Genomic DNA, 24748 nt, shown 5'->3' with positions numbered 1-24748 from the left:
CGCGTGCATCACTGACAGAAGTATTCATCCGATGCGGCCATCGGCGCTTCGGCTGTCGCCGGCCTGAAGTGGCTGTACTTGCGATACGTCTTGCCGTTCACCGTCACCGATTCGGCGGCTTCGGTCTCGCCCGTTGCCGACGCGATCGCGCTGCTATGCGCTTCGACGTTGCCATTGCCCCAACTGCTCGCGCGCGCATACGATCCGCCTTTCGACGTATCCGTCTTGTTCGCTTCCGAGATCGTGCTCGTGACGGGATTGCGGAAGCTCTTCGTATCGATCGACGATTTCGGCGGCACGTAGCCCCACTTCGACGTGACCGTGCTCATGTCGATCTGCTGCGGCTTCCAGCCGATCACCTTCGCGCCGATCGCGAGCGGCGACAACTCCACTGCGACGATCTGCGTTCCGCGCCGCGCGACGAGCAGGCACTTGCCGCCCGACGTCTGCAAGGGCACGTAGCCGCTCGAAGGCAAGAGCGCGAGCGCCTGCGCATCGGGCATCGACTGCACGCCGACCGGGTTCGCGGCCCAGATCACGCCGGCGCTTGCATCGGCGCGCGCGCTCATCGGCATCATCGAGACCGTCGCACTCGCCGCGAGCGCGATGGCCGCCATTTTCTTGTGACTCTTCATCGCATGCCTCAGCGGGAAAACGAGGGTTGACTCTCCGGGACCAGTCTTTCAAAAGCCAACCCTTCAAAGGTAGAGACGGCCCGATTGCTCAGGCGCGTCTCTCTCGCTCCATGGCGTCACCCTGCCATTGGACCTGTTGCTTCCTCACTTCACCAGCGAGACTTCGATCTTTTCGCCGATGGGCGTGCTCGCCACTTCGACGCCATTCGTATCAGCCTGATCGTACACGCGAGCGGCGACCGGCGTCGGCTGCGCGACCTGCTTCGCGGGCGCCGGCTGAGCCTGCTTGGCCTCGTTCTGCGTCTTCATGCTGACTTCCGGATTGTTGGCCGCGGTCACCGGCAGGCCGAGGCGCGCGCGCACCAGCGGATCGCGATACTTCTCGTCATCCGACAGCACCGCGTCCTCGCCCGATTTCGCGAGCGGCGTGGTCGTGCCCGGGCACAGATGACCCGTCGCCTCGACGGCGCGGCGGTTCGCTTCGCTCTGGCAGAGGAGCGCGAGCGCAACATCGGTCAGGCCCATTGCGCGGAATTCGCGTGCATCGAGGCGGCGTACGCAAGCCTGATCGACGAGCGTCGTGCCGCCGGTCGCGCCGAAGCCGGTGATCGACAGGCCGAAGCTGGCCGAGCCCATGCAGGTGTCGGAGAGCGTCGTGGTGAGCGAGGGTGCGGCGATCGACGGCGTCGTGCGGACCGAGTACGAGCTCTGGTTGTAGTCGACCGTCGTGCGCGTGTCGAAGGCGCTCGTGCCGGGGCCGCTCGTGGCCGCCTTGCCGGTCGCATCGGCGCCGCTTGCATCCGTGCCGGATGTCGTCAGTTGCGGCATCGTCAGCGAGATGTTCACATTCGATGAGCCGCCCTGCGCGGTCGAACGGCCGCCGCTCGCCGTCGCGACGCCGAGGCCGCCGACCGACGACGAATTGGAACTGGTGTTGGCCGTCGAATTCGCCGACGTGCCGATGTTGTTGAGGCTCGATCCGCCGCCCTGGCCGATGCCCGTCGACGTCGAACCCGAAACCGAGCCCGACGAGGAATTGGCGGTGGTGTCGGCGTGGGCGAGTTGCGCGGCGCAAAACAGCACCGCGCATGCCAATTGCAGAGTGGTCTTGTTCATTTTGGTTCTCCGGAAGAAAAGGGGAACGCCACAGCGCATGACGGTCCCGGACGACTTAGAGTTTTTTTATGAGTTCGGCAAAGGCGGTATCCCGCAAGCGCACGCTCGTCATGACGCCGCCCCTGCCTTGAGTCGCCGACCAGCTTAGCGCCAGCCGCCGCCCAGCTTGCTCCATGCATTGGCCGCTGCGTCCGCGCCCGAGGTGCCGCCCGCTTGTGCGTTGCCGTGGCCGAAGCCGCTCACCGTCGACGTATTCGTGTGGCTCGTCGTTGCGTTGGTGGCGTTGCCCGTCACGCCGAACTTGTTGCCGGCGATCGATTGCGCATTGCCGTTGGCCGTGCCCGAGTTCGTCGCCGTGAAGCGGCCGAAGCCCGAGACCGAAGCGGACGTCGTGCCGCCCGAGGTCGAGGACGAGCTGGAGTTCGTGGTCGTGGCCATCGCGGCGACGGAGACGAACGAGAGCAGTGCAGCAGCGATCAGAGTGCGTTTCATGATTTGCATTCCTTATCGAATCGGTAAGATTGGATTTCGTTTTTTGTTGTTCGAACCGGGATCACATCGGTTGCGGGAAAGCGAACCCCGTTGCGGCGAAGTTCGCCGTCCGTCGCCGTGTGCTTAGCGCCAGCCGCCGCCCAGCTTGCTCCAGGCATTCGCGGCAGCGTCGGCGCCCGAGACGCCCGTCGCCGTCGAGCCGCCAAAACCCTTGCCGCCCACCGACGACGTGTTGATGTGGCTCGTCGTCGCGTTCGTCGTGTTGCCCGTCACGCCGTAGCCCTGGCCGGCGATCGACGAAGCGTGGCCGTTGGCGGCGCCCGCGTTGGTTGCGGTGAACGAGCCGAAGCCGAACACGGCTGCGCTGGTCGTGCCGCCCGAGGTCGAGCTCGAGCTGGAGTTCGTGCCCGTTGCGAAGGCAGCGGCGGAAACGAGCGAGAGGACGGCGGCTGCTGCGATCAGTTTGCGTTGCATGGTGAGGTCTCCAAGTGTAGGCGCACAGTCAATTCCAGCTACATCGACGCCGGTATGTAGCGGATACAGCAAATATCGTTTCGTTAGTATTCCTATCTCCGACGTCTGATCGAATCTGGCTTCGATGGATCAGCGAGCGTTTGAGAAAGGACGCCCCTTTGGGGCGGCTTGACGAATCAGACTGGGAATGAGGCTCGCACGTCGATCAGAAGTCGTCGTTCGTGCAACAGGTCGATGCTGGCCTGGGATGAGCGGATCGTGGCGCGCTGGCCTTCCGCTTGTTCGAATAGTTTTGCGTTCTTCATCGCAATCCCCGTATTACCTTTTCGTGTTGTTTTCAGGCATCCGTTTGTTTAGTGCCTGTGTTTTGAGGTGACTGTACGGAAGATGAACCGGCGAATGCGTTGGCAATCCAACACACCATTTCACGTCGTAATAAATCGTAAGGAGTTTGGTTGGCGAGCGCTCATTCGAGCATACCAATAGCCCGGAAACGCCCTGTTGTCGAGGGTTTGTCCGGAGATCTCCGCAGGAATCGGAAGGCTTGAAAACGCGAAACGCGGGCGACATGTGCCCGCGTTCGTTCGTTAGACCACGGACGAATCAGACCGTGGAGAGACGCGCCATTTCCGTCTCAACGATGAGCTTCTTCAACTCCGGCACGCACGATCCGCAGTTGCCGCCCGCCTTCACGCACGAGGTGATTTCGGCGGCTGTCTTCAATCCCTTGTCGCGGATCGCGTTGCAGATCGTATTGCGTCCGACGCCGAAGCACGAGCACACGGTCGGCCCGGTGTCCTCGCCCTTGCCTATCGGCTGACCGAGCAGGAGGCTCGCGCGGTCCTCGTCGTCGAGGCGTCCCTTTTCGAACAGCGTCGCGAGCCACGCACGCGCGGGCAGATCGGGCCGCTCGGAGATGAACACGCAACTCTCGATACGCTCATTGACCACATGCGCCGCGCGATACACGCCCGCGCTCTTGTCCTCGTATTCGATCCAGTCAGCGTGCTCATCGTCGATATGAAAGAGCGCACGCGCCCAATCGTGATGATCGCCATGGGATGCATCGAAACGATTACGGCCCGCCATTTCGTAGCGGACGAAGCCCGTGCCATGCACGCGCGTCCAGTGCGTGACCATGTCGAGGTCCGGCGCGGCGCGAGAGAGCGAAAAGCCGTGCCATGTAACGTGAAACTTCTCGATTGCGACAGGCGTGTGCTTGAACTCCGGTTCGCCCGAAACCGGATCGACGACGGGATTCACCACCGCACCGACGCGCGCGTCGGAGGCGGTCTGATCGTTCCAGTGGATCGGCACGAACACGCTGCCGCGCGGCATGCCACCGCCATGCTGCACGCGCGCGATCATCGAGCCCCAGCGACTCGACACGCGCGCGAGTTCGCCTTCGCGCACGCCGCATGCGAGCGCGTCTTGCGGATGCATGTCGATGAACGATTCGCTGATATGGCCCGCGAGTTTCGAGGAGCGGCCCGTTCGCGTCATTGTGTGCCATTGGTCGCGCACGCGTCCGGTGTTGAGCACGAGCGGATAGTCGTCATCGGGCGCATTCACGGGCGCGCGTGCAACGGTTGCTACGAAGCGCGCACGGCCATCTGCATGACTGAAGCGGTGATCTTCGAAGAGCCGCTCCGTTCCTCCCTCTGCCGATTCGCGCAACGGCCATTGTGTCGGCTGCAGCGCATCGTATTGCGCGCGATCGAGCCCGGCCAGCCCACCGATATGAAACGCGCGATGCACGCCCGCCGACGCATCGTTGCGATACGCGCTCAACCGTGCGTGCTCGTCGAAAATCTCATGCGGACCCGCAAAATCGAAGCCTTCGAAGCCCATGCGCCGCGCGACATCGCAGATGATGCGCCAGTCCGCGCGCGCCTTGCCCGGCGTCGGAATGAACGCGCGTTGACGCGAGATGCGCCGCTCCGAGTTCGTCACGGTGCCATCCTTCTCGCCCCAGCCGAGCGCGGGCAGCAGCACATCGGCGAACGCGTTCGTATCCGTCTTTTCGATGATGTCCGATGCAACCACGAGCTCGCATTTCTCGAGCGCGCGCTTCACGCGATCGCCATCGGGCAGGCTGACGACAGGATTGGTGCCCATCACCCATACGGCTTTCACGCGGCCCGCTTCGATTGCATCGAACAACTCGACGGCCTTCAATCCGGCGCGCTCTGCAATCGCAGGCGAATTCCAGAACGTCCGCACCATCTCGCCATGCAGCGGATCGCCGAACTCGAGATGCGCGGCAAGCGTATTCGCGAGGCCGCCGACTTCGCGTCCGCCCATCGCGTTGGGCTGGCCGGTGAACGAGAACGGTCCCATGCCAGGCTTGCCGATTCGCCCCGTCAGCAGATGGCAATTGATGATGCAGTTGACCTTGTCCGTGCCGGCGCTCGACTGATTCACGCCTTGCGAATAGACCGTCACCACGCGCTCCGTGCGTGCGAAAAGACGATAAAACTCCATCAGATCGTGGTGATCCAGCTTGCAGTCTTTCGCGGTTTGCGCGAGATCCGAAGAACCCGCCGCTGCGAGCGCGTCGCCGGAACCGTTGGTATGTGCATCGACGAAAGCCGCATCGATTGCGCCGTGCTCCGCGAGGAACGCGAGCAGGCCGTTGAACAGCGCCACATCGCTGCCAGGCTTGAGCGGCAGATGCAGATCGGCCATTTCGCAAGTCGCGGTATAGCGCGGATCGATGACGACGATCTTCATCTCCGGCCGCTTCTCCTTCATCTTCACGATGCGCTGGAAGAGAATCGGATGACACCATGCCGTGTTCGATCCCACGAGCACGACGAGGTCCGCGAGTTCGAGGTCCTCATAACTCATCGGCACGAGGTCTTCGCCGAACGCGCGCTTGTGTCCCGCCACCGACGACGACATGCACAGCCGCGAGTTCGTATCGATGTTTGCGCTGCCGATGTAGCCCTTCATCAGCTTGTTGGCGACGTAGTAGTCCTCGGTGAGCAACTGACCCGATACATAGAACGCGACCGCGTCGGGACCATGCTCCGCGATGATGCGCGAAAAGCCGCTCGCAACCGTGCCGATGGCATCGTCCCACGATGCATCGGTAAGCGCGCCGCTGCGGCGGTCGCGCAGTTTCGGATTGAGCAGACGCCCTTCGAGTCCAATCGTTTCGCCGAGCGCCGAGCCCTTCACGCACAGACGGCCGAAGTTCGATGGATGCGTTTCATCGCCGGCGATCGACACTTCGGTCGCGCTCTTCGGCGATGCGTTCACACCGCAGCCGACGCCGCAATACGGGCAAGTCGTTTTAACAGAAGCCGTTTGAATGGGGATGATGGACATGCTCACGTTTCTCTATCCTTGGCCGTATTCAGGCTTCACAAAGCGTCTTGCCGAAAAGAAGCTTGCCGCGCAGATGCGATACGTCCGCGCGGCTCTGAATCAGATCGAAATACCAGCCGCCGTCCTTCACGTCGCCGTACAGCACCGCGCCGATCACGCGTCCCGCCTGCAGCACGACACGCTTGTACACGCCGCGGCGCGGATCGCGCAGCACGAGATCCTCGCTGTCCTCGCCGCCGATGAAATCGCCCGCCGAATACAGATCGACGCCCGTCACCTTGAGCTTCGTCGCCGTCGCGCGCTGCACGTAACGGCGATGCCCCGCGCCCGCGAGATGCGCGCCCGCCACGCGCGCCTGATCCCAGATCGGCGCGACGAGACCGAAGGTCGCCGAGCGATGCTGCACGCATTCGCCCACCGCATACACGCGCGGATCGAAAGTCTGCAGCGTGTCGTCGACGACGATGGCGCGCTCGCAGTGCAGCCCCGCCTCTTTCGCGAGCGCGATGTTGGGCCGCACGCCCGCCGTCATCACGACGAGATCAGCGTCGATCTGCGTGCCGTCCGCGAAACGCACGGCGCGCACGCGGTCGTCGCCGACGATCTCCGTGGTCTGCGCGGCCATCGCGAAGTTGAGGCCTTTCGCTTCGAGCGAACGCTTGAGCAACGCGGACGCGGTAGCGTCGAGCTGACGATCCATCAGGCTGCCGCTCGCATGCACGACCGTTACCGACATGCCCTGCCGCTGCAAGCCGTTGGCCGCTTCGAGCCCGAGCAGACCGCCGCCGATGATCACCGCGTGCCGATGATCGCGTGCCGCTTCGAGCATCGTTTCGACATCCTGAATGTCGCGAAATGCGATCACACCGGAAAGCTCGCAACCCGGCACCGGAATGATGAATGGCTTCGAGCCGGTCGCGATCAGCAGACGGTCGTAGTGCGCTTCCACGCCCTTCTCCGAACGCACGACGCGCCGCGCACGATCGATTTCGATCACGGCATCGCCCGCATGCAGCGTGATGCCGTTCGCGTCGTACCATTCGCGCGTGTTGAGAATGATGTCGTCGACGCTCTTCTCGCCCGCGAGCACCGGCGACAACAGAATGCGGTTGTAGTTGCCGTACGGCTCGGCGCCGAATACGGTGATGTCGTACAGCTCGGGCGCGATCTTCAGCAGTTCTTCGACCGTACGCATACCGGCCATGCCGTTGCCGATCACCACGAGCCGCTGGCGCGATGCGGCGTGCTTCAACGCCGCCATGCCCGCAACCGCATATTCGGTCTTCATGCCGCGACCCACACCTTGCCGCCCGCGACCTTCACGCGATACGCGCTCACCGAAAGCTCCGGCGCTTCCAGGCATTCGCCCGTGCGCAGATCGAAGTGCTGCTTGTAGATCGGCGATGCAACGACGATACGCTCGCCCAGACTTCCCACGATGCCGCGCGAGAGCACCGCGGCTTGCGAATGGGGGTCGTAGTTGTCGATCGCGTACACGGCTGCCTCTTCGCCCGCGACATGAAACACCGCGACTTGCGTGCCCTTCACGAGCGCGCACACGCCCGTATCCGGCACGATGTCGTCGAGTTCACAAACGGCGGTCCAGTCCTGTTCGATACGGTCGTTCATGATGTTTTTCCTCACGCGTTAAACGGTTTCGGCAAGCTTCGACTTGCGCTCTTCGAGCGTGGCGGGGCGAATCTGGCCGCGCTCTTCCACGAAGGTCACGTTCGCATCGCCCTGTTCGCTGTTGACGAAGTGACGGAAGCGCTTGCGCGTATGCGGATCGGTGACGGCCTTCTTCCATTCGTCCTCGTAGGTATCGACGACGAGTTGCATCTCCGCTTCGAGCTCGGCGGCGATGTCGAGCTTGTCGTTGATGACGACGTCGATCAGATACTCGAGTCCGCCTTCGAGGTTGTCGCGCCATACGCTCGTGCGTTGCAGGCGATCCGCCGTACGCACGTAGAACATCAGGAAGCGGTCGATGTACCGCACGAGCGTGTCGTGATCGAGATCGGACGCAATAAGCTCGGCGTGACGCGGCTTCATGCCGCCGTTGCCGCATACGTAGAGATTCCAGCCCTTCTCCGTCGCGATCACGCCGACGTCCTTGCCTTGCGCTTCGGCGCACTCGCGCGTGCAGCCCGACACGCCGAACTTGATCTTGTGCGGCGTGCGCAGACCCTTGTAGCGATTCTCCAGTTCGATCGCGAGTCCGACCGAATCGCCGACGCCATAACGGCACCACGTCGAGCCGACGCACGACTTCACGGTGCGCAGGGCCTTGCCATACGCATGACCCGATTCGAAGCCCGCCGCGATGAGCTCTTCCCAGATGAACGGCAATTGCTCTACGCGCGCGCCGAACATGTCGACACGCTGGCCGCCCGTAATCTTCGTATAGAGGCCGTACTTCTTCGCGACCTGGCCGACCGCGATCAAGCCATCGGGCGTCACTTCGCCGCCCGGCATGCGCGGCACGACGCTGTACGTGCCATCGCGCTGGATGTTCGCGAGGTAGTAATCGTTCGAATCCTGCAGGCTCGCGAGCTCTTTCTTCAGCACGAACTCGTTCCAGCACGAAGCAAGAATGCTCGCGACGGCAGGCTTGCAGATATCGCAGCCGCGTCCCTTGCCGTGCTTCGCGAGCAGCGTGCCGAACGTGCGATGTCCTTCCACGCGCGCGATGTGATAAAGCTCCTGACGCGAATACGGGAAGTGCTCGCACAGATGATTGTTCACCGCGAGACCCTGCCGCTTCATCTCCGACTTCATCACTTGCGTGACGAGCGGCACGCAGCCGCCGCACGATGCGCCCGCCTTGCACGACGACTTGATCGCGCCAATGCTCGTTGCGCCCGCGCAGACAGCCGCGCAGATTTCAGCCTTGCTTACGTTGTTGCACGAACAGATCTGCGCCGCATCGGGCAAGGCTTCGACGCCGAGCGCGGGCTTCGCTTTTCCATCGCTCGACGGCAGGATCAGGAATTCGGGCGCTTCGGGCAACTCGATCTTGTTCAACATCATCTGCAGCAGCGTGCCGTATTCCGCTGCATCGCCGACCATCACGCCGCCGAGAAGAAACTTGCCGCAGTCGGACACGACGATCTTCTTGTAGACCTGCTTGCGCTCGTCGCTGTACTGATACGTCCGGCTGCCGGGCGTCTTGCCGTGTGCATCGCCGATGCTCGCCACATCGACGCCCATCAGCTTGAGTTTGGTGCTCATGTCCGCGCCCGCGAACGCCGCCTCCTCGCCGATGATCTGCTTCGCGACGATGCGCGCCATGTCGTAACCCGGCGCGACGAGGCCGAACAACTGGCCCTTCCACAACGCACATTCGCCGATGGCATAGATCGCTTCGTCGCTCGTGCGGCAGGCGTCGTCGATCACGATGCCGCCGCGCGCGCCGATGTCGAGACCCGCTGCACGCGCGATGTCGTCGCGCGGACGAATGCCTGCCGAGAACACGATCATGTCGGTGTCGAGATGCGTCTCATCGGCGAAATTCATGCGGTTGGCCGCGCCTTCGCCATCGACGATCGCAAGCGTGTTCTTACCCGTATGAACCGTGACGCCGAGTTCCTCGATCTTCGCGCGCAGCACGCGTCCGCCGCCGTCATCGACCTGCACGGCCATCAGGCGCGGCGCGAATTCGATCACATGCGTTTCGAGTCCCATGTCGCGCAGCGCCTTCGCTGCTTCGAGACCGAGCAGACCGCCGCCGACGACCGTGCCCGTCTTCGAGCGCGCGCCGCATGCCTGCATCGCTTCGAGATCTTCGATCGTGCGATACACGAAGCAGCCGTCGCGATCACGGCCTTCGATGGGCGGCACGAACGGATAGGAGCCGGTCGCGAGCACGAGCTTGTCGTACGCGAGCACTTCGCCCGTCGAAGCCGTCACCGTGCGCGCCGCGCGATCGATCGACACCGCGCGCGCATTCAGTTTCAGCGCATAACCCGAACGTTCGAAGAAGCCCTCTTCGACGAGCGAGAGATCATCCGCGCTCTTGCCCGTGAAGAATTCGGTCAGATGCACGCGGTCGTACGCGGCGCGCGGTTCTTCGCACAGGACCGTCACGTCGAGCGCTTCGTTGCCGCTCTCGGCGAGACATTCGAGGAACTTGTGGCCGACCATGCCGTGGCCGATGACGACGATTTTCATGACGGGGCCTTCTCAGTTTGCAATGACGTTATTGGCTGCGAGCGCGCTTTCGCGCAGTGCCGCTTCGCGTGCCTTGTGTTCGGGGGAGAAGCGCACGGCGAGCGCGCAGAGCGCCGTCGTCGCGACGATCACGCCGAGCATCGAGAGCGTGGCTTGCGCGTTGCCGAGGCCTTTCATCAGGAAGCCCGCTGCGACCGCGCCGACGTTGCCGCCGGCGCCGATCACGCCAGCCACGCCGCCGAGCGCCTTGCGATCGATGAACGGCACGAGCGCGTAAGTCGCGCCGCATGCCATGTGCGTGAAGAGGCCGAACGCAAGCATCGCGACGATGGCGAGCACGACGCTCGGCGCATGCGCGAACGCATAGAGGCCGATGCCTTCGCCCGCGATCAGCGCGAACAAGAAGGTCGCGCGGATATCGAGGCCTTTCTTCGCGGCGGCTTTATCGGAGAGCCAGCCGCCGAGCGCGCGGGCGAAGAGCGCGAGCAGACCGAAGCTGCCCGCCGCCATGCCGGCTTGCGCGAGCGAGAGGCCGAAGTGATCGACGTAATAGATCGCCGCCATGTTGTGGATGAACACTTCGACGCCGAAGCACGCGCCGTACGTGACGAAGAGCATCCACACGCGATAGTTCGAGCACGCGGTCAGGAAGCTCTGCCAGCCGCCCTTCTTGCCGCCGTCGATCGCGACGCCGGCACGGCGCAGCGCGACGAAGTCGCCTTGCGGGCAATCCTGCGTATAGCGCCAGTAGAAGAAGGCCATCACCGGCATCGCGATGCCCGGCACGATCAAAGCGACCCGCCATGCCGATGCTTCGCCCACGCCGAGCGCGATCGCTGCCGCGACGAGAAGCGGAATGATCGCCTGCGCCGCGCCCGCGCCCGCGTTGCCCCAGCCGGCAGTCGTTGCGTTCGCGGTGCCGACGACGTTCGGCGCGAACATCACCGACGTGTGGTACTGCGTGATGACGAAGCTCGCGCCGATCGCGCCGATCGCGAGACGGCACCACAGGAAGCTGTCGTAGCCCGTAGAGAGCGCCGCGCCGATGACAGGCACCGAACCCGCGAGCAGCAGCGCGCCATACACGCGGCGCGGGCCGAAGCGATCGCACATCGGTCCGACGACGAGGCGCACCAGAATCGTCACGGCGACGGCCGCGATATTGATGTTCGCAACTTGATCCGCCGTGAGTCCGTATTCGCGCTTGATGAGCGGCATCAGCGGCGCGCAGGCGAACCACGCGAAGAAGCATACGAAGAAGGCCATCCACGTGAGATGGAAGGCGCGCATCGGCGCGCTGCGCATGCTGAAGAGATCGATCCGGGTGGCTTTGTCCATCGTCTTTCCGCAAAAAAAGAAAGGCGTCCCGCGCATGGGCCGGGAAGCCGATGCGGGGGACGCCGTTGTCCGATGCCCGCATGTTTTTCACTTGCCGGGCGCTGTATTCAGGACGGATCGCCGTTGATCCGATGGCGAGACATAAGGCAAGGCCTATGCCATGCGGGCCGCATCGACTTCAGACGCTTGTCGCGCAAGGCTTTGCGCGTTATATGCACGGACTGCGCGCATGAGCTTCACGTCATGTTTCGATGCAGGCGGGCACAGGGATGGTGCGACGCAGCACTGATGCCGTGCGAACGTGCAAGCGATCGCTTCGTACGCTCCTCGACTTTGTACTGCACGGTTAACGCACGCAATCACATCGAGCAAGCGCCCATGCGCCCTCGCGGTGCCGCCCGCGCACAACGACAGTGCGGATAACGTGCTCGAAGCCTTATTCGACCAATGGCCCGCTTATTGCATTGTCGAAAGCGCTGCGAGCAACGGCGTTCGCGGCGCCCCGATACATGAAAGCAAGGACAAAGGCGTCCCCATCGTGCAGCGACACGAGCGGACGCTATCTGCGTTTGCCGCGCCGATGCCTCACATACGAAGCACGCAGACTCAGGAAGCAACGATGAGCACCATCAAAGGCAAAGTCACTCTGTTGAGCGCGGGCCCCGGCGATCTGGACTTGCTGACCTTGCGCGCCGCGAAGGCGCTCGCCGCCGCCGACGTCCTTCTCGTCGACGATCTCGCCAACGCCGACATCGTCACGCTTGCGCCGAACGCGCGCGTGATTCGCGTCGGCAAGCGCGGCGGATGCAAGTCCACGCCGCAAGCCTTCATTCAGCGCCTCATGCAGCGATACGCGAAGAAAGGACTGCATGTGGTGCGCGTGAAAGGCGGCGACGCGTTGCTCTTCGGACGCGCGGGCGAAGAGATCGCCGCATTGCGCGGGGCGGATATTCCGGTCGATATCGTCAATGGCGTGTCATCGGGATTCGCGGCGGCGGCTGGACTCGGCATCTCGCTCACGCATCGCGATCATTGTCAGGGCGTGACGTTCGTCACCGCGCACATGCAGGATCACAGTCAGCCGGATTGGGCCGCGCTCGCCGCAACGGGCACCACGCTCGCGATCTATATGGGCATGAGCCGCATCGCGAGTCTGACGGCATCGTTGCTCGATGCGTTGCCCGCGAGCACGCCTGCGGCCGTCGTGCAGCACGCGGGATCGTCGCAGGAAAAGCGGCTCGTGACGACGCTCGATCGTCTTGCCGATGATGCCAACGCTGCCGGCCTCGGCAGTCCGGCGGTGATTCTGATCGGCGGTGCGATCGGCGAAGCGGCGGAATTCGCGGCGCATATGCAAAGCGCCAAAGGCTTCGCTCATGCCGCGTAAAGCGGGTTCTCAAAGCGCGGACGGCGCGTTAAAGTCTCAAGCGTCCCTCGCATGACCGCTTCCGCTTCCCGCATGCTTCGCGTTCTTCTCGTCACCGACACCGCCAAGCCCATAGGCGATTTGCGCGAGCAACTCGCGCGCATGGGCTATGACATGCTCGCCGAAGCGGCCGCGCCTTCGGCGCTGCACAAGGCCGTCGAGAGCCAGAAGCCCGATGTCGTCATCATCGATACCGAGTCGCCCTCGCGCGACACGCTCGAACAGCTCGCGGTGATGAACAAGGCCGCGCCGCGTCCCGTGCTGATGTTCAGCAACGACGCGGATCAGCAGTTCATTCGCGCGGCAGTGGGCGCGGGCGTCACCGCGTATTCCGTCGAAGGACTCGCGCCCGAGCGTCTCGCGCCGATCATCGAAGTCGCGCTCGCGCGTTTCGCGCATGAAGCGCAGTTGCGTCAGCGGCTCGCGAAGGTCGAGGACGAACTGGAGCAGCGCAAGGTCATCGACCGCGCGAAACGTCTTCTGATGGACAGGCGCGGCATGTCCGAAAACGAAGCCTATGCGGTGCTTCGCAAGCGCGCGATGGATCAGGGCGTGAAGGTCGCCGAGATCGCGCGCCAATTGCTTTCGATGGCCGATCTGCTCTAGCTTTATCGACATCTCATGAACATCACTTCCTCCCAACCCGAACGCACGCATTTGCGGCTCGGCTTCGTCGCCCTTTCCGATGCCGCGCCGCTCGCCGTCGCCGCGTTGCGCGATCTCGGCGCGCGTCATGGCATCTCGATCGAGCTGTGCCGTCAGCCGTCGTGGGCGGCCGTGCGCGACAAGCTGCTGTCCGGCGAGATCGACGCGGCGCACGCGCTCTATGGCCTCGTGTACGGCGTGCAACTCGGTATCGGCGGGCCGCAGGCGGACATGGCCGTGCTGATGGTCCTCAATCGCAACGGTCAGGCGATCACGCTGTCGCGTCCGTTGGCCGATGCGATCCGGAACGGCGCCAGCGTGAAGGAAGCGTTGCATTCGCTCGGGCGGCCGCCGGTCATCGCGCAGACTTTTCCGACCGGCACGCACGCGATGTGGCTGTACTACTGGCTCGCGGCGCACGGCGTGCATCCGTTGCGCGATGTGCAGAGCATCGTGATTCCGCCGCCGCGCATGGCCGATGCGCTCGTCGAGGGCGCGCTCGACGGCTTCTGCGCGGGCGAGCCGTGGCACGCCGTCGCCGAGGCGCGCGACGCGGGCAGGACGGTCGCGTACACGAGCGAGATCTGGCCGGATCATCCGGAGAAGGTGCTCGCGTGCCGGCGCGATTTCGCGGCGCTCTATCCCGCGACGGCGCGCGCGCTCGTTCGCACGATGCTCGATGCGTGCGCCTGGCTCGATACGCGGGCGCATCGCGAGGAGATCGCCGAGGCGCTGTCGTCGTCCGCGCTGCTCGGCGTGCCGCGCGCGCTGATCGAGCCGCGCCTCGCCGCATCCGATGGCGGCGATGCGCGCGCGCTGCCCGTGCGTTTCTTCGATGAAGGCGCGGTGAACTATCCGCGCGTATCGGACGGCGTCTGGTTCATTACGCAATACCGGCGCTGGGGCATGCTCGGCGCCGATATCGACGATGCGGCCATTGCGGCGAGCGTGAATCAGACCGCGCTTTATCGCGAGGCGGCGCAGGCGGCGGGCATTGCGATTCCCGGTGAACGGCGCGCGGCGACGTTCTGCGATGGCCGCGTCTGGGACGGCGGCGATGCGGCGGCGTATCTCGCGGGGTTCGAAATACGCGCGTAGAAAAGCGCCTACCATGGAATTTCCAGCGCGCACCGGAGATCCGCCATGGAACTGCTCGCCATCGCCATCGACAAGCCCGAGGACACCAACTTCATCCTCGGTCAGTCGCATTTCATCAAGACGGTCGAGGATCTGCACGAGGCGCTCGTCGGCGCGGTGCCCGGCATCCGCTTCGGACTCGCGTTCTGCGAGGCGTCGGGCAAGCGGCTCGTACGCACGTCGGGCACGGACGAGCATGGCGTCGAGCTGGCCGCGCGCAACGCGCAGAACATCGGCGCGGGACACAGCTTCATCATCGTGCTCGGCGACGGCTTCTTTCCCGTCAACGTGCTCAATACCGTGAAGGCGGTGCCGGAGGTGTGCCGTATCTTCTGCGCGACCGCCAATCCGACGCAGGTGCTTGTCGCGCAGACGGATCAGGGACGCGGGATCGTCGGCGTGGTGGACGGGTTCCCGCCGCTTGGCGTCGAAAGCGAAGACGACGTGAAGTGGCGCCACGACCTGCTGCGCAAGATCGGCTACAAGGCCTGAAGCGCGCCGCGAAGCCTGCCGCGCCTTGACTTGACGGCGCAAATCGCGAGAATGAGGCCCGCCGCCGCGCGCCCATCCGGAGCGATTTTCCCGGCCGGGGCGCGACATCATGGAAAATATCGGGATACGGTATAAAGGCCGTTGGCGTTTTTCGTGCCTTTTCTGAAAAGCCGCACGGGCAGACATTCCCGGCATCACCCCGCCGATACGGCACCGAACACCGGCCACCCGCGCCGCCCGAGGATAGGGTCGTCCTCGCGCGGCCTACAGGAGCATCACATGACCGACATGAATCCAGGCTTTTTCGGCAGGATAGGCATTGCCTTCGGCGCCTTCTTCGGCATTCTCGGCAATGCATCGTTCGCGGGCCGCGTGCAGCGCCTGCGCGAAGCGCCCGAAGCGCCTGAAGCCCCCGCAGCCGCGCCCGATTTCAAAGCCGAAGCGCCGAAGCCTGCCGCCGCGCCGGTTCAACCCGCGCCGTCCGCGCTGAAGGAGGCGAGCCCGGTCGCCGCGTTGCAACTGCTCGGCCTTTTGCAGCGCGACGCGCGTTTCATCGATTTCGTGGAAGAAGACATCGTCAATTACAGCGACGCCGATATCGGCGCGGCCGCCCGCCTCGTGCACGACGGCTGCCGTAACGTGCTGCGCGAGCATTTCACGGTCAAGCCCGTGCGCACCGAAGCGGAAGGCACGCGCATCACGCTGCAGGAGGGTTTCGATGCCGCCGCCATCCGGCTGACGGGCAACGTCGTCGGCAAGCCGCCCTTTTCGGGCAGCATCAGCCATCGTGGATGGAAGGTCGAGGAGACGCGCCTGCCGAAGCTCGCGCCGTCCCATGATGCGAGCATCGTCGCGCCCGCGGAGGTGGAACTGTGAGCGACATTCAAGCGAACGATAACCCGGTGCGCTACTCGATCGGCGTCGATCTCGGCACGACGCATTGCGCGCTCTCCTACGTCGACATGAGCGCGAGCGACGGCGAAAAGACCGCGCAAGGCGTGCTGCCCATCTCGCAACTGACCGCGCCCGGCGCCGCCGAAGAACGCGATCTTTTGCCCTCGTTTCTCTATCTGCCGCACGAGAACGAGCTCGCGCCCGGCGATCTCACGCTGCCGTGGACGCAGGAGCGCAGGTTCATCGTCGGCGAACTCGCGCGCAGCCGGGGCGCGGGCACGCCGATCCGCCTCGTTTCCAGCGCGAAAAGCTGGCTGTGCCATCCGGGCGTCGATCGCCGCGCGTCAATCCTGCCGTCCGATGCGCCCGAGGAAGTCGAGCGCGTGTCGCCGCTGGAAAGCTCGGTGCGCTATCTGACGCATTTGCGCGAAGCGTGGAACCACGCGCATCCCGATGCGCCTTTCGATCAGCAGGACGTCACCGTGACGATTCCCGCGTCCTTCGATCCCGCCGCGCGCGAACTCACCGCCGAAGCCGCCGCCGCAGCCGGCTACACGCGCATGACGCTGCTCGAAGAGCCGCAGGCCGCGCTCTATAGCTGGATTCAAAAATCGTCGGGCGGCTGGCGCAAGCAGGTCAAAGTGGGCGATGTGATTCTCGTCGTCGATGTCGGCGGCGGCACGACCGACTTGTCGCTGATCGCGGTCGTCGAGCGCGAAGGCAATCTGGAACTGCATCGCGTGGCCGTTGGCGAGCACATCCTGCTCGGCGGCGACAACATGGACCTCGCGCTCGCGCATACCGTCGCGCGCAAGCTCGCGCAATCGGGCACGCAGCCCGATCCGTGGCAGTTGCGCGCCCTCACCTACGCGTGCCGCTCGGCGAAGGAAACGCTGCTTTCCGATCCGTCCGTCGATGCGGTGCCGCTCGTCGTCCCGAGCCGCGGCTCGAAGCTGATCGGCGGGTCGCTGCGCACCGAACTCACGCGCGCCGAACTCACGCAGATCCTGCTCGAAGGCTTTTTCCCGCAAGTCGATGCCGCGGCTCGCCCCGTTTCGCGCGCGCGCGTCGGTCTCACGCAACTCGGTCTGCCGTACGCGCAGGACGCCGCCGTCACGCGCCATCTCGCCGCGTTCCTCGGCCGTCAGGTCAACGCGCTCACGGAAGTCGAAGGCCTGCAGCATCAGGCGCCGCAGGGCGCGACGCTGCTGCATCCGACCGTCGTGCTGTTCAACGGCGGCGTGTTCAAGTCGCCGCTGCTCGTCGAGCGCGTGATGACGACGCTGAATTCATGGCTCGCCTCCGAAAACGCGCCCGCCGCGCGTCTGCTCGAAGGCGCGGACCTCGATCTCGCGGTGGCGCGCGGCGCGGCCTATTACGGCTATGTGCGGCGCGGCAAGGGCGTGCGCATCCGTGGCGGCACGGCGCGCGCGTACTACGTCGCGGTCGAATCGGCGATGCCGGCCGTTCCCGGACTGGAGCCGCCCGTGCAGGCGCTGTGCGTCGCGCCGTTCGGCATGGAGGAAGGCACGGACGCCGAATTGCCCGCGCAGGAATTCGGACTCGTCGTCGGCGAGCCGGTGCATTTCCGCTTCTTCGGCTCCTCGGTGCGTCGTCAGGATCAGGTCGGCACGCTGCTCGATTACTGGCAACCGGACGAATTGCAGGAACTCGAAGAGATCGAAGCGTCGCTGCCGCCCGAAGGCCGCACGCCGGGCGAGGTCGTGCCCGTCAAGCTGCACGCGCGCGTGACCGAAGCGGGCACGCTCGAACTCGAAGCGATTCCGCGCGGCTCGTCCGAGCGCTGGAAGGTCGAGTTCGACGTGCGCGGCGGCGCGAACGCGGGCGCGGATCAGGGCATGGGCCTGTAAGTGTCCGGGCGCAAGAAAAAGGTGTCCGGCGCGCGGTACAGCGTCGGCATCGATCTCGGGACGAGCAATACGGTCGTCGCGTACGCGGAAATCGGCTCGAACGATATCCGCGTGTTCGACATCGACCAGCTCGTCGGCGCGGGCGAAGTCGCGGCGCTGCCGCTTCTGCCGTCGCTGCGCTATCACTTCGCGCCAGGCGAACTCAAGTCCGAGGATCTGCAATTGCCGTGGGGCGAGATGGAAGCGCCCGCCGTCATCGGCAGATTCGCTCGGATGCTCGGCGCGCAGGTGCCGGGACGGCTCGTGTCGAGCGCGAAAAGCTGGCTGTCGCACGCGGCGGTCGATCGCCTCGCGGCCATCTTGCCGTGGGGCGCGGGCGACGACGTCGAAAAAATCTCGCCGGTGATGGCGAGCGCGAGCTATCTCGCGCACGTCCACGCGGCGTGGAACGAGCGCTTTCCGGATGCACCGCTCGACACGCAGGACGTCGTGCTGACCGTGCCCGCCTCGTTCGATGAAGGCGCCCGCGCGCTGACGCTCGAAGCCGCGCGCATGGCGGGACTCGAAAAACTGCGGCTGCTGGAAGAGCCGCAGGCCGCGTTTTACGACTGGCTGTTTCATCATCGCGCGACGCTCGCGGATGATCTGAAGGCGACGCGGCTCGTGATGATCGTCGACGTCGGCGGCGGCACGACCGACCTCACGCTCATCCAGGTCGCGATGGAGAACGGCGAGCCGGTGTTGACGCGCATCGGCGTGGGCAACCATCTGATGCTCGGCGGCGACAACATGGATCTCGCGCTCGCGCATCTCGTCGAGAAGCGTCTCGCGGGCAGCGATGCGCGTCTTTCCGCCGGACGCCTGTCGCAACTCGTCGAGCGCTGCCGCGCGGCGAAAGAGCAATTGCTAGGCGACAACGCGCCCGCATCCACGTCGATCACGCTGCTCGGCGCGGGCTCGAAGCTGATCGGCGGCGCGCGTTCGGCCGATGTCACGCGCGACGAGATCGAGCGGATCATCGTCGAAGGATTCTTTCCGATGGTCGCCCCGAGCGATCGCCCCGGCCGTTCGCGCGGCGGCATCGTCGAATTCGGGCTGCCGTATGCGAGCGACGCGGCCATCACGCGGCATATCGCGGCGTTTCTCGGCCAGCATGCCGGCGAGGCGAAGAAGGCGCTCGGCCTCGTCGATGCGCCCGCCGAAACGCTCGCCATTCCGGACACCTTGCTGTTGAACGGGGGCGTGTTTCGCGCCGCTCCGCTCGCGCGCCGCATCGCCGATACGCTTTCCGGCTGGCGCGGCGAAGCCGTCAACGTGCTCGCGAACGGCAATCCCGATGTCGCGGTCGCGCGCGGCGCGGTCGCCTACGCGCTCGCGCGCGCGGGCAATGCGCCGAAGATCGGCGGTGGCTCGGCGCGCAGCTTCTTTCTGCTGCTGGAAGACGATGCCAACGCGATGCGTGGCGTCTGCGTCCTGCCGCGCGGCACCGAAGAAGGCCAGGCGATCCATCTCGCCGATCGCACCTTCGCGCTCACGCTCGGCGCGCCGGTGCGCTTTCACCTGGCGTCGTCGGTGTCGGAGACGGCTTACGAAGCGGGCGCGCTCGCAGACCTCGCGGCCGCATCGGGCGATTTCATCCGTCTGCCGCCGATCGCGACCGTCGTCGATCCGCATGCCGCCGGCAAGGGCCGAGCGCGCGAAACGGCGGTTCAGCTGACGACCTCGCTCACCGAAGTCGGCACGCTGGAGATGCACTGCATCGCCGTCGACGATCCCGCGCAACGCTGGCTGCTCGAATTCCAGTTGCGCCGCGAGGCGTCGCAGACCGACGAGACCGTGAGCGAATCGCATCCGGCGCTGCCGAAAGCCATCGAACTGATAGACCGCACGTTCGGCGCGAAGTCGCACGATGTCGGGCCGAAGGAAGTCAAACGCCTGCGCGCGCAGCTCGAACAGACGCTCGGCCCGCGCGACACCTGGGACATCGCACTCTTGCGCGAGGTCTTCGGCGCGCTGTTCGAGCGCGCGAAAAAGCGCCGCCGCACCGCCGATCACGAGCGTCTGTGGCTCAATCTCGCGGGCTACTGCATGCGTCCGGGCTTCGGGCATCCGCTCGACGAATGGCGTGTCGAGCAACTCTGGACGCTTTTCGATCAGGGCATTCAGTACAGCAACGAAAGCCAGATCTGGTCCGAATGGTGGACGCTCTGGCGCCGCGCGGCCGGTGGCCTGCCCGAAGCGGCGCAACTCAAGCTGCTCGACGACATGGCCTTCGTGCTGCAACCGCCCGGCACGAGCCGCTATCGCAAGGCGGCGGGCGCTGCGCGCGCGGGCTACGAGGACATGGTGCGGCTCGCGGCGTCGCTGGAACGCGTGCCGGTCGAGCGCAAGATCGAGGTCGGCGAATGGCTGCTCACGCGCCTGAAAAAGCCTTCGGAGAGCGTGCAAAGCTGGTGGGCGCTGGGCCGCATCGGCGCCCGCGCGCCCTTTTACGGCAGCGCGCACGGTGTCGTGCCGCCCGAGGTCGCCGTCGTCTGGCTCGATGCGATCCTCGCGCTCGACTGGAAGAAGGTCGATCCCGCCGCGTTCGCCGCCGTGCAGATCGCGCGCATGACCGGCGACCGCTCGCGCGATCTGCCCGACGATGCGCGCGCGGCTGTCGTGCAGCGTCTCGAAACGATGGGCGCGGCGCAGGCGTGGATCGCGATGGTCCGCGAGACCGTCGAGCTCGATCGCGCCGACGTCGGACGCGTGTTCGGCGAAACGCTGCCGGCGGGGCTGAAGCTCATCCACTGATCGCGCTCGTCGCGCTCGTTGCGGGCATCGGGCGAAATGCTTCGCTCTCAGAAGTTTTTTGGCCGATGCGCCGCGCGAGAAGCCCGCCGAGTCTTGAATACCGGCTGACCGCATCCTATGGTTATCAATGTGTCGATATGGACACATACTGAAGGAGGTCAACATGCCATCCCCACGCAAGGCTCAAGCGAGCCAACCCGCAGAAACGGAAATGTCGAGCCGCAAGAAAACGGCCGGCAGCAAGGCATCGCCCGCGAAGGCCGCAGGCGCGAAGGAAACGCAGGTCACGAAGCGCACCACCAAGGCCAAACCGAAAAGCTGAACGGTTCTCCTCGAGACCGCCCTCGTCATCGTGCGGGGGGCATTCGTTGTGGCTGTCCTTCGAATCGGCGGGCAAACGATCAAACGCCCGCCGATCGGCTCCCTTCCTCCTTCCTTCCGTCTCGCCGCGTGCCCTCGCAACTCGCCAAAAAAGCGCAATAATTGCCGGAGATAATGGCCGATTGCTAAAAAAAGGCGTATTTGTCTGACCGCGTTGGCATAAAGTAGATATCCCGATTCCCTGAGCGAGCATGAAGATGGCCGTACCGCAACGCGCCGCCGGCGTGCGCAATCCAGGCATTCTTCTCTCGGCGGCCCGCGAGGCCGGCGCGAGCCTGGTGCGCAATCTCTCGATTCCGGCGCCGTTTTCCGATCCCGTCCTCGAAGCGCAGTTTCTCGAAGACCACAGCCAGCGCTTCTGCGCATTCCGGCGCGCGTCGACGCTGCTCGCGCTTGCCATCTGGACGTGCTTCCTCTGGTGGGACTTCAGCTTCGCGCGGGGCAACCGCGCGCTCGATTCGCGCCTGCCCGACATCCTCGCGCTGCGCTTCGCGGGCATCGCGCTGCTGTTTTTTGTCGGCGTGCTGGTGCTGCGGCCGTCGTTCCGCTCGCACGCCACCGCGCAACGCATCATTCTGACGGGCATTTACGGGCTCTTGTGCCTGATCCTCGCAATGGTCGCGATCACGCCCGCGCCCTATAACTACACGCAGCATTTCATCGGGCTGTGCCTTGCGCTGTTCTTCCAGTTCAGTTTCTTTTATCTGCGCTCTCGCGTCGCGCTGACAGCGGGCATCATCACGCTGGCGTCGATCGTGGTGTTGCAGGTGACGATTCATCTGCTCAACCCCGAGGATTTCTTCGCGGGGCTCTTCTATATGTTCAACGTCGTGGTCGTGGGGCACGGCGTCTGCACGCACGCCGAGCGCGTCTCGCGCGAGCGCTATAGTTCGGAGCGCGCGCTGGCTTCCCTCAACGACGAATTGCGCACCGCGAATGTTTCGCTCGGCCGCAAGAATCGCGAGCTCGAAGTCTCCAAGAAGGATCAGGAGAACAAGACCAACGCGCTGCTCGCGCTGCGCGAACAGCAGATGATCGCCGCGCAGACCGCGAGCCGCGAGAAATCCAACTTTCTCGCCGCGGCGACGCACGATCTGCGTCAGCCGATGCACGCGCTCAATCTGTTCCTGCAGGCGGCGGCCGAGGCCATCCGCAATGGCGAATTCGATCAGGCCGAACGGCTCATCAACGAGTGCGGGCGTTCGTCCGTGATCCTCGCGCGGCTGCTGAACGCGGTGCTCGATCTCTCGCGGCTGGAATCGGGGCGCGTCGTGCCGCGCTATCACGTATTCGACGTGCGACAGATCGTCGAGGAAGCCGCCGAGCAGTTGCGTCCGTTCGCGATGAGCCGCGGCGTCGAATTGCGCCTGCGGCTGCCGAAGGACGATGTCGTCTGCGTGCGCAGCGACGCGCACTGGCTCGGGCGCGCCGTGGCCAATCTGGTGTCCAACGGGATCAAGTATGCAGATCAGAGCAAGACTTCGAAGCCGACCGTGATCGTCGGCGTGGTGCGTTCGCCGACGCGCGCGCGTATCGACGTGCTGGATAACGGCATCGGCATTCCGGCCGATTATTTCGATGCGATTTTTCAGCCGTTCTTTCAGGTCGACAATCCCGAGCAGGATCGCGACAAGGGGCTGGGGCTCGGGCTGTCGATCGTCAATGCGGTGATGTCGATGCTCGATCAGCATCGCATCGAACTGAAGTCCACCGAAGGGCGCGGCTCGCGCTTTTCGCTCGAAATGCCGCTGTGCGGACCGTCGCCCGACACGCCGTCGGCGCGTGCGCCGGCGCGTTCCGAGGCGGCGGAAATGGCGCAGCTCAAGGGGCGTTATGTGTTGCTCGTCGAGGACGATGGGCTCGTGCGGGCGTCGACCGAAGCGCTGCTGTCGCAATGGGGCGTGCTTTATGACTCGGCGGCGAGCTTCGAGGAGTTCGAGACGATTCTCGGCGATATCGAGCGGTTTCCGGATCTCATCATTACCGACTTTCGACTGCGTGATGCCAAGACCGCGCGGGAAGTGGCGATGCTCGGTGCGACGCGGCTTGGGCGGCCTTGTCCTTGTCTCGTCGTTACCGGTGAACCGGCCGCGTGTATCGTGCCGCTCGCGTGTGAGCAGGACGTGCTTTCCAAGCCCGTTAGTCCTGGGGAATTGCGGCGTGGGATGCTTGCTTTGATTGCTGGTTTTTGTGACTCGGGTGCGTGAGTCTTTTTTTCGCCGGATCCCGGTTTCGCGTCGGTCTATTAGCACTGCCCCTGTGCGGGGCGGCACTCACTTTCTTTGCTGCTGCAAAGAAAGTAAGCAAAGAAAGCAGCTTCCGATACGCCCGCGGTCACACGCAATTTGGGTAGTCCTCTCGTCCATCGTGGGCTGCCTAAAGAGTGCCCTCATCACAATCACCGGGCTTGGCTCGCGCACGGTCTGTCACATCGCACCACACAACAATCTGGTTCAGCACCACATAGCTCCGGCCCGCTTCGCGGCCGACCGGTCAATCGGGTCCGCGCGTGCTTCTCTACTAACGTCTCCATCTCACTGCAAGTGCCGCACGTTGGTTTCCCTTGCATACCCGGCGGCAGCGCGTAGCGCTGTGCCGAAGCTCTTTCGTGCTGAACCAGCGCGCTCAACGTATTCGGGCGGCGGACCGTGCGCGATCCAAGTCCCGTTATTGTGATGAGGGCACTCTTTAGGCGAGTGCCATCGAGGACGAGAGGACTACCCAAATTGCGTGTGACCGCGGGCCTGAAAAGCTGCTTTCTTTGCTTACTTTCTTTGCAGCAGCAAAGAAAGTGAGTGCCGCCCCGCACAGGGGCAACGCTAATAGACCGACACGAAAACGGGATCCGGCGAAAAAAAACCTCACCCTCGCAACCGCCCCCCCAACCAAGCCCGCAACGCCTCAACCTCCTCCATACAAACCGAATGCGCCATAGGATAGGCATGCCATTCGACCTCACACCCTTGCCCGCGAGCGAATTCGCACGCCTGCTCACCGAGAGCCACATTGAGCACATCATCGAAGCTCCCATGCGCGGCAAAGATGGGAACCGATCGGTTCGCTTCGGAAAGCGATTCATCGATCAGCCCTTCGGAAGGAATGTAGCCCGACAGCACGATCAACCCAGCGAGCTTCTCGGGATGAGTGAGCCCCGCCTGATAGGTCATCGCACCGCCCTGCGAAAATCCCGCGATAAAAATGCGCTCACTGGGAATTCCCCGCGCGTTCTGCGCCTCGATAAGCGCCCGCACGCGCCCGACCGAAGCGACGATGCCCGCCTCGTCCACGCGCCGGTTGATGCCCTCGAACGACAGAATGTCGTACCACGCGCGCATCACATAGCCGTTATTCGCCGTCACGGCGATCTCCGGCGCGTTCGGAAACACGAAGCGGATCGCGGGCGCATCGGCGAGACGCAATTCGGGCACGAGCGGCACGAAGTCGTTGGCATCGGCGCCGAGGCCGTGCATCAGGATCACGGCGAATTCGGGATTCGGCGCGGTTTCGATCTCGATGGTCGAAGCTTGATCGGTCATTGCCCTTCACTC

At 64.5% G+C, this 24748-nt stretch carries 19 protein-coding genes; 9 read left to right on the top strand and 10 right to left on the bottom strand.

What is annotated here, in order from left to right; all coding sequences use genetic code 11:
• Nucleotides 1-8: 8 nt before the first annotated feature.
• The 9 genes from NCS00_RS16515 to NCS00_RS16475 all read right to left on the bottom strand — a co-directional run bounded on the left by NCS00_RS16515 (nucleotide 9) and on the right by NCS00_RS16475 (nucleotide 11558).
• On the bottom strand, nucleotides 9-635 hold the full coding sequence (locus tag NCS00_RS16515; protein ID WP_250440534.1) for a hypothetical protein: 627 nt from the start codon (nucleotides 633-635) through the stop codon (nucleotides 9-11).
• A 144-nt stretch (nucleotides 636-779) separates the two neighbouring features.
• The gene (locus NCS00_RS16510; protein ID WP_008353590.1) at nucleotides 780-1751 is read right to left on the bottom strand and encodes a hypothetical protein; all 972 of its coding nucleotides are present in this window, start codon (nucleotides 1749-1751) and stop codon (nucleotides 780-782) included.
• A gap of 144 nt (nucleotides 1752-1895) precedes the next feature.
• Nucleotides 1896-2243, bottom strand: a complete 348-nt coding sequence (locus tag NCS00_RS16505; protein ID WP_175979218.1) for a hypothetical protein — start codon at nucleotides 2241-2243, stop codon at nucleotides 1896-1898.
• Between the two features lie 123 nt (nucleotides 2244-2366).
• On the bottom strand, nucleotides 2367-2717 hold the full coding sequence (locus tag NCS00_RS16500) for a hypothetical protein (protein WP_008353592.1): 351 nt from the start codon (nucleotides 2715-2717) through the stop codon (nucleotides 2367-2369).
• 603 nt (nucleotides 2718-3320) lie between these two features.
• Nucleotides 3321-6050 (bottom strand): nitrate reductase, encoded by a 2730-nt coding sequence (locus tag NCS00_RS16495; protein ID WP_250440533.1) that lies wholly within the window; start codon nucleotides 6048-6050, stop codon nucleotides 3321-3323.
• Nucleotides 6051-6078: 28 nt separating this feature from the next.
• Nucleotides 6079-7338 carry an NAD(P)/FAD-dependent oxidoreductase gene (locus tag NCS00_RS16490; protein ID WP_008353594.1) on the bottom strand — a complete coding sequence of 420 codons (1260 nt, stop codon included), beginning with the start codon at nucleotides 7336-7338 and terminating at the stop codon, nucleotides 6079-6081.
• Nucleotides 7335-7679, bottom strand: coding sequence for a nitrite reductase small subunit NirD (gene nirD, locus NCS00_RS16485; RefSeq protein WP_008353596.1), 345 nt, complete (start codon nucleotides 7677-7679; stop codon nucleotides 7335-7337). Before nirD ends, NCS00_RS16490 begins: the two co-directional genes overlap by 4 nt.
• A gap of 18 nt (nucleotides 7680-7697) precedes the next feature.
• Entirely contained in the window at nucleotides 7698-10220 is a 2523-nt protein-coding gene (gene nirB, locus NCS00_RS16480) for a nitrite reductase large subunit NirB (protein ID WP_250440532.1), read from the bottom strand.
• Nucleotides 10221-10232: 12 nt separating this feature from the next.
• The gene (locus NCS00_RS16475) at nucleotides 10233-11558 is read right to left on the bottom strand and encodes an MFS transporter (RefSeq protein WP_250440531.1); all 1326 of its coding nucleotides are present in this window, start codon (nucleotides 11556-11558) and stop codon (nucleotides 10233-10235) included.
• A gap of 619 nt (nucleotides 11559-12177) precedes the next feature.
• Here NCS00_RS16475 and cobA point away from each other — a divergent pair.
• From cobA to NCS00_RS16430, 9 genes are all read left to right on the top strand, one after another.
• Entirely contained in the window at nucleotides 12178-12945 is a 768-nt protein-coding gene (gene cobA / locus NCS00_RS16470; RefSeq protein ID WP_250440530.1) for a uroporphyrinogen-III C-methyltransferase, read from the top strand.
• 72 nt (nucleotides 12946-13017) lie between these two features.
• On the top strand, nucleotides 13018-13590 hold the full coding sequence (locus tag NCS00_RS16465) for an ANTAR domain-containing response regulator (protein WP_250440529.1): 573 nt from the start codon (nucleotides 13018-13020) through the stop codon (nucleotides 13588-13590).
• 15 nt (nucleotides 13591-13605) lie between these two features.
• On the top strand, nucleotides 13606-14727 hold the full coding sequence (locus NCS00_RS16460; protein WP_250440528.1) for a CmpA/NrtA family ABC transporter substrate-binding protein: 1122 nt from the start codon (nucleotides 13606-13608) through the stop codon (nucleotides 14725-14727).
• A gap of 45 nt (nucleotides 14728-14772) precedes the next feature.
• Nucleotides 14773-15258, top strand: coding sequence for an adenosine-specific kinase (locus NCS00_RS16455; RefSeq protein ID WP_008353603.1), 486 nt, complete (start codon nucleotides 14773-14775; stop codon nucleotides 15256-15258).
• Between the two features lie 279 nt (nucleotides 15259-15537).
• Nucleotides 15538-16134 carry a DUF2760 domain-containing protein gene (locus tag NCS00_RS16450; RefSeq protein ID WP_008353605.1) on the top strand — a complete coding sequence of 199 codons (597 nt, stop codon included), beginning with the start codon at nucleotides 15538-15540 and terminating at the stop codon, nucleotides 16132-16134.
• Complete coding sequence (locus NCS00_RS16445) at nucleotides 16131-18023, top strand: Hsp70 family protein (RefSeq protein WP_250440527.1); 1893 nt, start codon at nucleotides 16131-16133, stop codon at nucleotides 18021-18023. Before NCS00_RS16450 ends, NCS00_RS16445 begins: the two co-directional genes overlap by 4 nt.
• Nucleotides 18024-20819, top strand: a complete 2796-nt coding sequence (locus NCS00_RS16440; RefSeq protein ID WP_250440526.1) for an Hsp70 family protein — start codon at nucleotides 18024-18026, stop codon at nucleotides 20817-20819.
• A gap of 163 nt (nucleotides 20820-20982) precedes the next feature.
• Nucleotides 20983-21141 (top strand): hypothetical protein, encoded by a 159-nt coding sequence (locus tag NCS00_RS16435; protein ID WP_160172890.1) that lies wholly within the window; start codon nucleotides 20983-20985, stop codon nucleotides 21139-21141.
• Nucleotides 21142-21391: 250 nt separating this feature from the next.
• Nucleotides 21392-23407 (top strand): ATP-binding response regulator, encoded by a 2016-nt coding sequence (locus tag NCS00_RS16430; RefSeq protein WP_241484858.1) that lies wholly within the window; start codon nucleotides 21392-21394, stop codon nucleotides 23405-23407.
• A 654-nt stretch (nucleotides 23408-24061) separates the two neighbouring features.
• On the opposite strand, the gene NCS00_RS16425 is transcribed toward NCS00_RS16430, so the two are convergent.
• Nucleotides 24062-24736: an alpha/beta hydrolase gene (locus NCS00_RS16425; RefSeq protein WP_008353612.1), complete on the bottom strand. Its 675-nt coding sequence runs from the start codon at nucleotides 24734-24736 to the stop codon at nucleotides 24062-24064.
• Nucleotides 24737-24748 lie beyond the last annotated feature (12 nt).

It is taken from the genome of Caballeronia sp. AZ1_KS37 (genome assembly GCF_023631165.1).
In the GTDB taxonomy this organism is placed as follows: domain Bacteria; phylum Pseudomonadota; class Gammaproteobacteria; order Burkholderiales; family Burkholderiaceae; genus Caballeronia; species Caballeronia zhejiangensis.
The sequence above is the reverse complement of the archived record's forward strand: the minus strand, read 5'-3'. Positions and strand labels throughout refer to the sequence as shown.

Excerpts from the sequence above, each read along its gene's own strand:
- NCS00_RS16475 (WP_250440531.1), bottom strand. The coding sequence starts at position 11,558 with ATGGACAAAGCCACCCGGATCGATCTCTTCAGCATGCGCAGCGCGCCG.
- cobA (WP_250440530.1), top strand. The coding sequence starts at position 12,178 with ATGAGCACCATCAAAGGCAAAGTCACTCTGTTGAGCGCGGGCCCCGGC.
- NCS00_RS16515 (WP_250440534.1), bottom strand. The coding sequence starts at position 635 with ATGAAGAGTCACAAGAAAATGGCGGCCATCGCGCTCGCGGCGAGTGCG.
- NCS00_RS16510 (WP_008353590.1), bottom strand. The coding sequence starts at position 1,751 with ATGAACAAGACCACTCTGCAATTGGCATGCGCGGTGCTGTTTTGCGCC.
- NCS00_RS16460 (WP_250440528.1), top strand. The coding sequence starts at position 13,606 with ATGAACATCACTTCCTCCCAACCCGAACGCACGCATTTGCGGCTCGGC.
- NCS00_RS16450 (WP_008353605.1), top strand. The coding sequence starts at position 15,538 with ATGACCGACATGAATCCAGGCTTTTTCGGCAGGATAGGCATTGCCTTC.
- NCS00_RS16495 (WP_250440533.1), bottom strand. The coding sequence starts at position 6,050 with ATGTCCATCATCCCCATTCAAACGGCTTCTGTTAAAACGACTTGCCCG.
- NCS00_RS16465 (WP_250440529.1), top strand. The coding sequence starts at position 13,018 with ATGCTTCGCGTTCTTCTCGTCACCGACACCGCCAAGCCCATAGGCGAT.
- NCS00_RS16490 (WP_008353594.1), bottom strand. The coding sequence starts at position 7,338 with ATGAAGACCGAATATGCGGTTGCGGGCATGGCGGCGTTGAAGCACGCC.
- NCS00_RS16500 (WP_008353592.1), bottom strand. The coding sequence starts at position 2,717 with ATGCAACGCAAACTGATCGCAGCAGCCGCCGTCCTCTCGCTCGTTTCC.
- NCS00_RS16435 (WP_160172890.1), top strand. The coding sequence starts at position 20,983 with ATGCCATCCCCACGCAAGGCTCAAGCGAGCCAACCCGCAGAAACGGAA.
- NCS00_RS16455 (WP_008353603.1), top strand. The coding sequence starts at position 14,773 with ATGGAACTGCTCGCCATCGCCATCGACAAGCCCGAGGACACCAACTTC.
- NCS00_RS16425 (WP_008353612.1), bottom strand. The coding sequence starts at position 24,736 with ATGACCGATCAAGCTTCGACCATCGAGATCGAAACCGCGCCGAATCCC.
- NCS00_RS16430 (WP_241484858.1), top strand. The coding sequence starts at position 21,392 with ATGAAGATGGCCGTACCGCAACGCGCCGCCGGCGTGCGCAATCCAGGC.
- NCS00_RS16505 (WP_175979218.1), bottom strand. The coding sequence starts at position 2,243 with ATGAAACGCACTCTGATCGCTGCTGCACTGCTCTCGTTCGTCTCCGTC.
- nirB (WP_250440532.1), bottom strand. The coding sequence starts at position 10,220 with ATGAAAATCGTCGTCATCGGCCACGGCATGGTCGGCCACAAGTTCCTC.
- nirD (WP_008353596.1), bottom strand. The coding sequence starts at position 7,679 with ATGAACGACCGTATCGAACAGGACTGGACCGCCGTTTGTGAACTCGAC.